At 41.7% G+C, this 11685-nt stretch carries 12 protein-coding genes; 8 read left to right on the top strand and 4 right to left on the bottom strand.

What is annotated here, in order from left to right; genetic code table 11:
* The first annotated feature begins 5 nt into the window (after positions 1-5).
* On the top strand, positions 6-515 hold the full coding sequence (locus PV763_RS14215) for a hypothetical protein (protein WP_420938086.1): 510 nt from the start codon (positions 6-8) through the stop codon (positions 513-515).
* A 54-nt stretch (positions 516-569) separates the two neighbouring features.
* Here the strand turns inward: PV763_RS14215 and PV763_RS14210 are convergent, their stop codons facing one another.
* The 3 genes from PV763_RS14210 to metK all read right to left on the bottom strand — a co-directional run bounded on the left by PV763_RS14210 (position 570) and on the right by metK (position 3890).
* Positions 570-1781, bottom strand: a complete 1212-nt coding sequence (locus PV763_RS14210) for a YeeE/YedE family protein (RefSeq protein WP_420938085.1) — start codon at positions 1779-1781, stop codon at positions 570-572.
* 266 nt (positions 1782-2047) lie between these two features.
* Positions 2048-2392, bottom strand: a complete 345-nt coding sequence (locus tag PV763_RS14205) for a hypothetical protein (RefSeq protein WP_004646662.1) — start codon at positions 2390-2392, stop codon at positions 2048-2050.
* Between the two features lie 331 nt (positions 2393-2723).
* Positions 2724-3890 (bottom strand): methionine adenosyltransferase, encoded by a 1167-nt coding sequence (metK, locus tag PV763_RS14200; RefSeq protein ID WP_004646663.1) that lies wholly within the window; start codon positions 3888-3890, stop codon positions 2724-2726.
* Between the two features lie 475 nt (positions 3891-4365).
* Here metK and PV763_RS14195 point away from each other — a divergent pair, with 475 nt between their 5' ends.
* The 5 genes from PV763_RS14195 (at position 4366) to PV763_RS14175 (ending at position 8884) form a co-directional block, all read left to right on the top strand.
* Positions 4366-4749: a pilin gene (locus PV763_RS14195; protein ID WP_253144731.1), complete on the top strand. Its 384-nt coding sequence runs from the start codon at positions 4366-4368 to the stop codon at positions 4747-4749.
* 446 nt (positions 4750-5195) lie between these two features.
* The gene (gene tkt, locus PV763_RS14190; protein ID WP_420938084.1) at positions 5196-7184 is read left to right on the top strand and encodes a transketolase; all 1989 of its coding nucleotides are present in this window, start codon (positions 5196-5198) and stop codon (positions 7182-7184) included.
* A 134-nt stretch (positions 7185-7318) separates the two neighbouring features.
* Complete coding sequence (locus PV763_RS14185; RefSeq protein WP_311203498.1) at positions 7319-7534, top strand: hypothetical protein; 216 nt, start codon at positions 7319-7321, stop codon at positions 7532-7534.
* A 183-nt stretch (positions 7535-7717) separates the two neighbouring features.
* Entirely contained in the window at positions 7718-8167 is a 450-nt protein-coding gene (locus PV763_RS14180; RefSeq protein WP_420938083.1) for a GNAT family N-acetyltransferase, read from the top strand.
* Positions 8168-8296: 129 nt separating this feature from the next.
* Positions 8297-8884, top strand: a complete 588-nt coding sequence (locus PV763_RS14175) for a YceI family protein (protein ID WP_034702946.1) — start codon at positions 8297-8299, stop codon at positions 8882-8884.
* Positions 8885-8930: 46 nt separating this feature from the next.
* Here the strand turns inward: PV763_RS14175 and PV763_RS14170 are convergent, their stop codons facing one another.
* Entirely contained in the window at positions 8931-9647 is a 717-nt protein-coding gene (locus tag PV763_RS14170) for a glutamine amidotransferase (protein ID WP_219309591.1), read from the bottom strand.
* A gap of 239 nt (positions 9648-9886) precedes the next feature.
* On the opposite strand from PV763_RS14170, the gene yfcF reads away from it, so the two are divergent.
* Together yfcF and PV763_RS14160 are read left to right on the top strand one after the other, a co-directional pair.
* Positions 9887-10528 (top strand): glutathione transferase, encoded by a 642-nt coding sequence (gene yfcF, locus PV763_RS14165; RefSeq protein ID WP_253158934.1) that lies wholly within the window; start codon positions 9887-9889, stop codon positions 10526-10528.
* Positions 10529-10659: 131 nt separating this feature from the next.
* Positions 10660-11601, top strand: a complete 942-nt coding sequence (locus PV763_RS14160; protein ID WP_420938082.1) for a cation diffusion facilitator family transporter — start codon at positions 10660-10662, stop codon at positions 11599-11601.
* Positions 11602-11685 lie beyond the last annotated feature (84 nt).

Below are 11685 nucleotides of genomic sequence, written 5' to 3'. Positions count from 1 at the left end.
TAAACATGAAGGTATGGCTAACGTCATTAGCGCTGCTCACTGGATTAACTGCATGTTCGGAACAACCACAAAAACCGGTCGTAGATCCAGTCAAATATCAGGTTCAGACTGCAGAGGAACTGCAGCAACGTTTTGATGCACTCAATGTCCAGTTAGCCCAAGACTTTCAGAAATTTAAGAAAGTCGAAAGCATTGCTTTCGCGCACCAGTTTCCTTTAGATGTCAATAATCTGCAAAGCTTGAACCAGCATCTTGTCAGCAGTACTGCATTAAAACCCAGTAAAATCGCCTATTGCAATATGATGAATAGTTATTTTTCCGATATGTACCGTTTGGGACATTACAATCTGGAACTGGTCGATGACATTAAACTGCCTAATGCCAAGAATGAAAATTTAAAAACCAATTTCTCTGACGCTGATCATTTTTATACCTTTATTCTGGATCGTTATACGACTTATCGTCAGGTCCAGCAGACCATGGGTTATGGCTGTAATTTAAAAGCCGCACTGTAAAATCTGAATCAAAAAAAGCCCATCAAATTGATGGGCTTTTTTTGATTTTAATCATTAGCAACCGGTTAGTTTTTCAGGCTGCAGTTTCTCATCCGGGAAGAAGATTGGACGAAGTTTTACCCCAATGCCATTGCCGATAAAGGCAAACACCAGCCACAACCAGCCATGCAGACTACCAGAGGCAATCCCACTGAAATATGCGCCGATATTACACCCATAAGCTAAGCGTGCGCCGTAGCCCAGCATTATGCCACCTACAACAGCAGCAATCAGTGAACGTTTTGGAATATTGAAATTCGGCGCAAATTTACCTGCCAAACTTGCTGCCAACAAAGCACCCAGCATGATACCGAAGTTCATCATTGAGGTAATATCAAACCATAATGATTCTGCCAGTGCTTTAGCATTGCCTGCTTTTTGCCAATAATCCCAAGAAGCTACATCAACACCCACAAGCGTAGCACCTTTGGCACCCCAAACAGCGAGTGCAGAGGTCACGCCCCAAGGACGACCTGCCAGTGCCAAAGTAGCAAAGTTGAGTAAGGTCAGGATAATACCGCCCCAAATCAAAGGCCATGGACCACGAATAAAGCGCTTCCAGCCCTGATATTCACTGCGTGGCTCAATTTCCAGGCTGCCATGACGTTTCTTTTCGAAATAAACAGTCGCCGCAGCAATGATGGCAAAAACGATAAAGCTCAACAGCAATCCAGGGAGGACGCCTAAACTTTCTACTAGAGAAATGGGTTTAAGATGCGGAAGGGCAAACCACCAGTCAAGGTGCGAGGTCGCAATCACAGACCCGATACAGAAGAACAAGAGCGTCACCAGCATACGTGCGCTACCGCCACCTACAGTATACAACGTACCTGATGCACAGCCGCCACCAAGTTGCATGCCGATACCGAAAATAAAGGCACCAATCATGACTGACATGGAAACAGGATTAACGTTACCTTTAACTGGGTTGTCGAATAATTCACCTGCACCTAAAGCCGGGAAAAACAGCAGGACCGCCAGAGCGAGCATAATCATTTGTGCACGTAAACCACGGCCGCGACGTTCCTTGATAAAGACACGCCAGCTCGAAGTAAAACCAAATGAAGCATGGTACAGGGTCATGCCCAGTGCACCACCAATCAAGAATAATAGAGCCTGATTTAAGCCTACGATTTGATAGGCACCGATTGTACCTATGATAAGCAAGATAAAAGCTGCCCAGACCGAAATATTCGACCGTTGGGAAGCAGCAACAATGACTGACATGGGAGATTAAATTATTAAAAATAAAGGCTGGTATTCTACTGAATTTCAGTTTAAATGCAGCCCGTTTTGCCGAGTGAATCACAATTAAGTCATTCTAATACTTGATAAGTTTTATCAGTTTATCTGATTTTGTCGACTCATTTAGATAAAAAATGATCCCATCAAGAATTAATGCAATTTCAATTTAGATCATTCGCTATTTAAAATCATCTCTAATAAAAAAGCCTGCAATCGCAGGCTTTTAAACATCAAACTGAATGCTAAAATCAGTTTTCAGCTTTTTCCCGAACGTCTCCCGCACCTTCTTCAACTGCCGCAGCAGTTGCTGCAGTTGCTTTACGTGCTGCTTCCGCAGTGGCATCTGCTGCTCTAGACGTTGCAGCAGCTGCTTCGTCCGCTGCCTGAGCAGTATTTTCTGCGGCATTATCCATTGCTCGTTCGGTTTCTACCGCAGCCTCACGGCTGGCATCTTCCATATCATGGCCGGCTTGATTGGCTGCATTTTCTAAATGCTCACCTGTGGTTGCGCCGGTTTCAGGCGCTTCTTCTTTACTACAGCCGACTAAGGCAACAGTGGTCGCCAAACCTAAAGCAATCAGTAATTTATTCATCGAGTAATATCCTTTTGTTGTTGTAGAGCTGCAATCTAATTTAGCAGCCATTTATTTAGATTTATGCTAGCAAATAGATCAACATTTGTTGATTAACTGTAACTTTTTTCGATACTTATACTGTAATGGCTCAGTCGGAAGTTGTTTTAAGTTTCATGGAATAGTGATATTCACAGAGAGGGGAGCTTCAAAAGTATCATTCGATAGGCAGGTTATAGTATGAAGCTTGGTATTTAGATATTTGTTATCATGAGCCAGAAAAAATTTTAAGAATGAAAAAATAAAAGACATCAAAAAAGCCCGCATGATGCAGGCTTTTTTAAAGAAAAACTTATAGACCAGCAGAGGCTTTAAGCGCTTCCACTTTGTCAGTTTTTTCCCAAGTAAATGCAGTATCAGAACCTTCACGACCGAAGTGACCATAAGCAGCAGTTTGCTTATACATCGGCTGGATCAGGTCAAGCATACGGGTAATGCCATATGGACGTAAGTCGAAATGTTCACGAACCAGTGCAATAATCAATTCTTCAGAGACTTTTGCAGTATTGAAGGTATTGATTGAAATTGAAGTTGGCTCAGCAACACCAATTGCATAAGACACCTGAATTTCACACTTGTCAGCCAAGCCAGCAGCAACGATATTTTTCGCCACATAACGACCTGCGTACGCAGCAGAACGGTCAACTTTAGAGGGATCTTTACCAGAGAAAGCACCACCGCCGTGACGTGCCATACCGCCGTAGGTATCTACGATAATTTTACGGCCAGTTAAACCACAGTCACCTACAGGACCACCGATCACAAACATACCCGTTGGGTTGATGTGGAATTTGGTGTCTGCATGGAACATGTCAGCAGGAATGATTTTTTTCACGATTTCTTCAATCACAGCTTCTTTCAGGTTCGCTTGAGTGATTTCAGGATCATGTTGAGTCGAAAGAACGACAGCATCTAAACGAACTGGTACGCCATTTTCATAAGCAAAAGTTACCTGACTTTTTGCATCTGGGCGTAACCATGGCAAGGTGCCATTACGGCGTAATTCAGCCTGCTTTTCCATTAAGCGATGCGCATATGAAATCGGTGCAGGCATTAATACATCAGTTTCGCGGCTTGCATAACCGAACATTAAACCTTGGTCGCCGGCACCCTGATCTTCAGGTTTCTGGCGGTCTACACCCTGAGCAATTTCAGGTGACTGTTTACCAATCATGTTGATCACGGCACAGGTTGAACCATCAAAACCAAGATCAGAATGGTGATAACCAATTCCGTTTACGGTATGACGTACAATTGCCTCAAAATCAACATTTGCTGTCGTTGTGATTTCACCGGCAAGTACAACCGCACCTGTTTTTACAAGCGTTTCACAAGCAACCCGTGCATATGGGTCTTCTTTTAAGATTGCATCCAAAATAGCGTCACTGATTTGGTCAGCCATTTTATCTGGATGGCCTTCGCTTACAGATTCCGAAGTAAATACAGCGTACTCGCGCATAGTCCTATCACAGTTAATTTTAAAGACCCGATATGTTACATCGAGTTGCGCTCTAGGACTAGCTTAACACGATAAAATTGGTCGAAATTGTTTCAAATTATTGTGTTTTTAATTGATTAATAGAATTAAAAAAATTGATATATCTATTTAGACAGCATTATTGATTGAGGAATATGAAGCAACAATATTTTAATCCATCAGACTGTCATAAAATTAAATGCTTAGATTTCCGATTAAATCTTAAAAAATAGATGATAGAAAAAATACAAAGCTCAAAATTTAAAATTTACTTAAGCAAGTGATCATTACACCAATAAAGCAGATTCAGACTGTGCGCCTTGCGACCAACTGTCTTGTCGATGTTTAAGCGTGTCTTCATATTAGCGCTAAGTCTTCCACATTAGCTGTTTAGGAATGGCGATATCTTTTGCTATGGACTTCTTGTTGGAGCAAGACTGTACGGAGATCAGAAATCATGTATCAAAAGGCATTTACCCTGATTGAAGTGCTGATCGTGCTCATCATCATCGCGATTTTAGTGACGATGGCTTTTATGAGTCATCAAGCTTATGTCGTGCGGAATCAATTAGCAGAAGTGTTTGAGCAGGCTGGAGCATATCGAACCCAGTTCATTGCTTCGGATCAACACTGTGATGCTGGTCGCGAGATTGGTGGTCCTAGCCAATATATCGAAAAAGTGATTATTAATGCCGCGTGCCGGATAGAGTTCAAGATAGGAGAGCAGGGTGTAGATACTGCGATTCGCGGGAAATCAGTCGCTTTTGATGTTCATAGTGGTAAATGTTATTCCACTGATATTCAGCAGCGTTATTTGCCTAAAGACTGTCAGGTTCAATAAGTCTGCCGAAGTATAAAATTAGCCTAAGCAAATTAGATTTTCACCTGTATATCAAACAATCCTGCCAATATTTTATAAAATTTAGTATAAATTACATTATGAATAGATCAGTGAATTGTATAGATTTTCTTTAAAAATAATGATGTGAGACATATAAAATAGAAATAAAATCAGCATAAATTCAATCCTGTTTATCAGCTTGAAATCCAGATACAGAAATTAAAGTCGCTTTTGAAATGCAGGATAATTCAATCTGTAAACCAGTAGAGCGAATCAAAGCCGAAGAAGAAATGTGGAATAATTGTACGATAAGGCAAGAGACACTCAATAAACTGATAAATATTGTTGGTTAGTCTTTACCCCTCGCTGTTTTTTTAAGACAATAGACAGCAGTTTTGAAAGTCTTTTCATCATTTCCTATTTCTGAATATTTTGGACTCTGATTTATGACAACCCCGCTTAATGAACGTCGTATTGCAAACGCAATTCGTGTATTGGCAATGGATGCTGTGCAAAAAGCAAACTCAGGACATCCAGGTGCTCCAATGGGGATGGCAGATATCGCTGATGTGGTTTGGCGTGAATTCATGAACCACAACCCGACCAACCCGAATTGGGCAAACCGTGACCGTTTTGTATTGTCAAATGGCCATGGCTCTATGCTTCAATATGCGCTTCTTCATTTAACGGGCTACGATCTTTCGATTGAAGATCTAAAAGCATTCCGTCAACTTCATTCTAAAACACCTGGTCACCCGGAATTGGGCTATGCGCCAGGAATTGAAACGACGACTGGTCCTTTAGGTCAAGGCATCGCGAATGCTGTTGGTTTTGCACTGGCTGAAAAAACCCTAGCTGCACAATTTAACAAAGACGATATCCAAGTTGTAGATCACTTCACTTACTGCTTCCTTGGCGATGGCTGTTTGATGGAAGGTGTTTCTCACGAAGCATGTTCTTTGGCAGGAACATTGGGTCTGGGCAAATTGATTGCTTACTATGACGACAATGGCATCTCGATTGATGGCGAAGTGGAAGGCTGGTTCTCTGACAATACAGAACAACGCTTCCTGGCGTACGGCTGGCAAGTGATTAAAGTTGATGGCCACGATGCAGATGCAATCCGTCAGGCAACTTTAGAAGCTAAAGCTGAAACTGCTAAACCAACCATCATTATTTGTAAAACTGTGATTGGTCTGGGTTCACCAAACAAGCAAGGTAAAGAAGACAGTCATGGTGCACCACTCGGTCATGACGAAATCGTCTTGACTCGTGAAGCACTAGGCTGGACTGATGAAGCATTTGTAATTCCTGAAGATGTTTACGCAGCTTGGGATGCGAAAGCTAAAGGTGCTGAATCAGAAGCAGCTTGGAACGAAACATTTGCTGCTTATGCTGCAAAATATCCAACTGAAGCCGCTGAGCTTAAACGTCGTTTATCTGGTGAATTACCGGCTGACTTCGTTGCAAAAGCGGATGCGTATATTGCAGAAGTGAATGCCAAAGCTGAAACGATTGCGACGCGTAAAGCAAGCCAAAATGCATTGCAAGCACTTGTTCCATTATTGCCAGAAGTTCTAGGTGGTTCTGCGGATCTTGCAGGTTCTAACCTGACCCTTTGGAAAGGCGCGCAAGGCGTACAGGACAATCCGGCAGGTAACTACGTACACTATGGCGTACGTGAATTCGGTATGACTGCAATCGCGAATGGTGTTGCACTGCATGGTGGTTTCATTCCTTACGTAGCAACATTCCTCATGTTTATGGAATATGCACGTAATGCCGTACGTATGTCTGCATTGATGAAACAGCGCGTGATCCATGTGTATACGCATGACTCAATTGGTCTAGGTGAAGATGGTCCAACGCATCAACCTGTTGAGCAGATCGCATCCCTTCGTGGTACGCCAAATCTAAACACATGGCGTCCATGTGACACCGTTGAAGCAGCAATTTCTTGGAAATCTGCATTAACGCGTGCTGAAGGTCCGACCGCATTGATCTTCTCTCGTCAGAACTTGCCATTCCAAACCCGTACTCAAGCTCAAATTGAGAATGCTGCGAAAGGTGGCTATGTATTGGCTGAAGAAAAAGGTGAATTGAAAGCCATCATTATTGCAACTGGTTCTGAAGTATCTCTGGCTATGGAAGCTTATGCACAGCTTGAAGGCGTGCGTGTAGTATCTATGCCATGTGCTGAAGAATTCATGAAGCAAGATGCAGCTTATCGTGAAGCGGTTCTTCCATCAAACATCCGCGCACGTGTTGCTGTTGAAGCTGCGCATGTAGATTACTGGTGGAAATTTGTGGGTCTTGATGGTCGCGTCATCGGTATGACCACTTATGGTGAATCTGCACCTGCAAAAGATCTGTTCCAGTTCTTCGGGATTACCACTGAAGCAGTGGTAGCAGCTGTAAAAGAGATTACTGCATAATCAACTGATTAGGCGGTTTATTAAAAGGCGCTCCAGTTTTGGGGCGTCTTTTATTTTTTCGCTTTTTAGCGTTGTTTTCATGTGGCAACTGTTAGAAGGTTCTCCCATAGTCGAAATGAAAGAGTGAGAAGAACATGAGCTTGTATGAACAAATTAACGATGAAATTACTTTAATGGATGCAGGCGAACTCAAGTGGATCGGACAGGAGTTAGCTCTTGAAGCGATGGTTGCAGTTGATTTAATGCTGCAAGAATTAGCCGAAGAAAAGGTCATTAAAGTGCGTCGTAAAAATCATGAAAAGACGACTAGCCTAAAACAGGTTGATCGTATTCTGGTTGAAAAACTTTAATAGAAAATACTAAAAGTCCCTGAGCGGGGCTTTTTTTATATCGGATGATTTTCATCTGGCAGTTGCTTATGAACATTAGATAAGATAAATCTAAGTTTATGTCATCATAAAAACTTAATGACTTATATCGTAAGTAATTGACTTAAAGATAATTAAATACATAAACCAAAGAAGTTACTCAATATGGAAATATCATCCCAGATCAAATCTTTAGAGCAAATATCACAGCCAGAATGGCTATTTTTATGGCAAGACTATCAACGCTTTTATCATACCCAAATTTCGGATGAGGTAAGTAAAAATACCTGGGATAAATTAACCAATTATGAGCTAGATTCAATGTACGGTTTTGCGGCGCTGATAGATGGAAAGGTCGTTGGGATTGTGCATGTCATCGAACATAACAGTAGCTGGACAGTAAGACCTTATACCTATTTACAGGATCTATTTACCCATCCGGACTATCGCGGACAAGGCGTGGCGCGCAAGCTGATTCAACATGTCTATCAGGTCGCGCAGCAGCGTAATTGCGACCGGGTTTACTGGCTGACTCAGGAATCAAACCATCAGGCACAAGCGTTGTATAACAAAGTCGCCAAGAAAACAGGATTCATTCAGTACCGTATGGATTAAAGCTCAAAAATTAAAAAAATAACTTACAATTTTATCGTTTCATCGCTGCAACAAAACGTTTTATCTTTAGGGCTGTAAACGGTTCCAGATTCTATACACTTAATTACATCCAAAACGTGAGATAAAAACATGAATTTCAAAACATTAGCATTAGGCTTGGCGGTCGCATCTGTAGCAACAGTTTCTATGGCAAAACCAGTGGCCTATACGATTGACCCGACTCATTCAGCAACTGTTTTCTCTTGGAGCCACTTTGGTTTCTCTACGCCATCTGCAAACTTCAGTGACATCCAAGGCACCATTAATGTTGATAATGAAAAACCTGCGAATTCTTCGGTCAATGTGAACATCCCGGTTGCAAGCATTAATACGAATGTGAAAGCACTGGATGACCATATTAAGACAGCAGAATTTTTTGATGTTGCCAAATATCCGAATATTACTTTTAAAAGTACTAAAGTTCAGGCTTTAGGCAAAAACAAATATAAAATCACCGGCAACTTAACCGTGAAAGATGTCACTAAACCTGTGGTACTGGATGCAGTTTTAAATAAACAAGGCGTACATCCAATGACTAAATTACAAACGATTGGTTTCAATGCAACCACTTCATTTAACCGTTCAGCCTTTGGGGTAGGCGGTTATGTTCCAAATGTGGGCGATAAAATTACAGTAAACATTACTACCGAGGCTTCTGTACCTGCTCCGAAAAAGTAAAAATGACAAATAAAAAAGCACCCAGTTGGGTGCTTTTTTATTACGGTTATTTAAGTTGCAGGTTTTCTAAATAATGCATCAATACCGAACTGGCTGCCTGTTCAAGCGCGGGTGCATAGCTTTGATGATCCGCCCGCAAGGCAGGGATATTGATCTGGGCTTTGCGTAACTCACAGGTATGTCCAATCAGCCATTTCTCTAAACTTTCACTGGCCACTTCAGCATGGAATTGTAGTGCTAGAATGTTCTGTCCTACCCGAAAGGCCTGATTTGGATAAAGATCAGAGCTGGCCAGCAATTCAGCCTGTTCAGGTAGGTCAAAGGTATCACCATGCCAATGCAGGACGTCAATATCATCCAGAGCTTTTAGTGGATTATTTTCAATAGAAGCAAGACTGAGTTTAGACCAGTCAATTTCCTTTACATCTCCTGGATAGACTTCAGCATCCAATGCAGCAGCAATTAATTGCGCACCTAAACAGATGCCTAATGTCGGTAAATTCTTTTGCAGGCGAACTTTAAGTAAGTCTATTTCCTGTTGTAAAAAAGGATAATCCTCAGTTTCATAGACTGCAATCGGGCCACCGAGAATGACTGTTAATCCGGGATGTTCAAAAGCCTTAGTGAGATCATCGATACCGGCTTCGAAATAACGCACACGTAAGCCGAGCTGATAAAAAATATCTTCCCAAGCGCCTAAGTCTTCAAAAGCGAGATGTTGAATGGCATAAACGGTATCGGGGAGGTGGGCTAAGTTCAGCATAGTTTTTTGATATCAAGAGAATGATTTAATTTAACGTGAATCAAAAGCAAAATAAAAGGCTTTATCTACCGATCCTGTGCAAAATAGAAAATAATGAATATCGCTTCGCTATCGGCAACTGTATAAACATTTTTGTGTGATTGCTACATGAAGCGGGTCATTTTCCTTTTATATAGGAAAGAGAGTAGAGTAAGGCTGCCGTACTGAATAAAAACAACAAGCCTATCAGGATCAAGGATATGCAAAATATAAGTTTATATGTCGATAAAAACAGAATCAGCCCTTATGCCATGTCGGTCTATGTTGCCTTAAAAGAAAAGGGTTTAGATTTTCAGGAAATAGTGGTCGATTTAGATCAGCAGCAACAGAAATCTGAGGCTTATCAAGCCATTTGCCCAAGTGCTAAAGTTCCGTGTTTAACGCTAGATCATTTTAGTCTGTTTGAATCATGGGCAATCACTGAATACTTGGAGGATGTCTTTCCAGCACCTAATTATCCGGCATTATATCCAAAGGAAATTCAGGCCAGAGCCAAATGTCGCGCCCTACAAGCCTTGGTCAAAACCGATTTTATGCAAATCCGCCAGCAAATGCCTTCTGATTCGGTATTTCATCCAGCAAAAATATCTACACCTCTTACAGCTCCGATCACTGAAGAAATTCAGCGCTTGGTGAATGTGGCAGAACATATGCTGGAGGACATATGGTTGACTGAACACTGGTCCATTGCAGACTTTGATTTGGCCTTTATTTTGCATCGTCTGCTGAGTCATCAGGTGAAACTTCCTGTGAAAATAATAGAATATGTCGAGCGTAATTTTAAGCGTGCTTCGGTACAGGCGTGGCTGGCAGAGCATGAAAAAGCTAAAACTTTAATTTAATGCCGACTGATAAAACAGTTCATAAAAAACCTACTTAAATATATAAAATTCAAGCGTAATATGAATCAGAAGAAAACTTGAAAAGATGCTGAGGATATAGTCCTCATTGAATAAGAAGGAAGGAGTGGCCGGTGGGGAATTCACATCATCATGAACATAGTCATGTCGCCGTGACTGCAAAAAATGCCAAAAAATTATCAATAGCGTTGGCATTAACCACGACTTTTTTAATTGTGGAAGTGATTGCTGGTTTTCTAACTCAAAGTTTGGCCTTACTTTCTGATGCTGCGCATATGTTTACCGATGCTGCTGCATTGGCTATTGCTTTAGTCGCTATCAAAATTGGACAAAAACCGGCAGACAATAAACGGACATTTGGTTATCAGCGTTTTGAAATTCTGGCTGCCCTGTTTAATGCCGTGATGCTATTTGTGGTTGCGATTTATATTTTGTTTGAAGCTTATCAGCGTTTGAGTCATCCGCCGGAAATCCAGAGCTTGGGCATGATGAGCGTGGCCACCTTGGGGCTAATCATTAATCTGATTTCCATGAAAATTCTGGTATCCAGCAGTCAGGAAAGCCTCAATGTCAAAGGCGCTTATCTGGAAGTGCTGAGTGATGCGTTGGGATCTGTAGGCGTGATTATTGGAGCGCTAGTGATTTATTTCACCGGCTGGATGTGGATAGATACACTCATTGCAGTATTAATCGGATTTTGGGTATTGCCAAGAACCTGGGTTTTGCTGAAACAGAGCATCAATATTCTGCTTGAAGGTGTGCCGGAGGAAATTGATATTGAAAAATTACGTCACGATCTCTTGGCGCTTGACGGGGTCCAGGATATTCATCAGCTCAAGGTCTGGGCGATTACTTCCAAAAAAGTCATGCTGACAGTGCATCTGGTTGCGCCGAATGTGGATTATCGGAAACTGCGTCATCAAGCTTTCGAGATGCTCCACCATGAGCATCATATTACCGAGATGACCTTGCAGATCGAAGCGGAAGATTGTCCGCCGGAACATCGGGGACAATCCTCACATCCGCATTCACATGCCGAAAGCCATCAGCATTGAAATTGAATAGGGTCTGTTGACATTTACTGTTCATAATTAACCCTATAAAGGTAGCCATAAAAATATACAGGCTAAAGCAACAGA

Source organism: Acinetobacter sp. AS5, assembly GCF_048957595.1.
GTDB lineage: Bacteria > Pseudomonadota > Gammaproteobacteria > Pseudomonadales > Moraxellaceae > Acinetobacter.
This window is presented reverse-complemented; position numbering and strand designations above follow the sequence as displayed.

What these genes read in the sequence shown, in the direction of transcription:
- PV763_RS14215 (WP_420938086.1), top strand. Translation starts at nt 6, where the DNA reads ATGAAGGTATGGCTAACGTCATTAGCGCTGCTCACTGGATTAACTGCA.
- PV763_RS14175 (WP_034702946.1), top strand. Translation starts at nt 8,297, where the DNA reads ATGAATTTCAAAACATTAGCATTAGGCTTGGCGGTCGCATCTGTAGCA.
- metK (WP_004646663.1), bottom strand. Translation starts at nt 3,890, where the DNA reads ATGCGCGAGTACGCTGTATTTACTTCGGAATCTGTAAGCGAAGGCCAT.
- PV763_RS14195 (WP_253144731.1), top strand. Translation starts at nt 4,366, where the DNA reads ATGTATCAAAAGGCATTTACCCTGATTGAAGTGCTGATCGTGCTCATC.
- tkt (WP_420938084.1), top strand. Translation starts at nt 5,196, where the DNA reads ATGACAACCCCGCTTAATGAACGTCGTATTGCAAACGCAATTCGTGTA.
- PV763_RS14180 (WP_420938083.1), top strand. Translation starts at nt 7,718, where the DNA reads ATGGAAATATCATCCCAGATCAAATCTTTAGAGCAAATATCACAGCCA.
- PV763_RS14210 (WP_420938085.1), bottom strand. Translation starts at nt 1,781, where the DNA reads ATGTCAGTCATTGTTGCTGCTTCCCAACGGTCGAATATTTCGGTCTGG.
- PV763_RS14205 (WP_004646662.1), bottom strand. Translation starts at nt 2,392, where the DNA reads ATGAATAAATTACTGATTGCTTTAGGTTTGGCGACCACTGTTGCCTTA.
- PV763_RS14170 (WP_219309591.1), bottom strand. Translation starts at nt 9,647, where the DNA reads ATGCTGAACTTAGCCCACCTCCCCGATACCGTTTATGCCATTCAACAT.
- yfcF (WP_253158934.1), top strand. Translation starts at nt 9,887, where the DNA reads ATGCAAAATATAAGTTTATATGTCGATAAAAACAGAATCAGCCCTTAT.
- PV763_RS14185 (WP_311203498.1), top strand. Translation starts at nt 7,319, where the DNA reads ATGAGCTTGTATGAACAAATTAACGATGAAATTACTTTAATGGATGCA.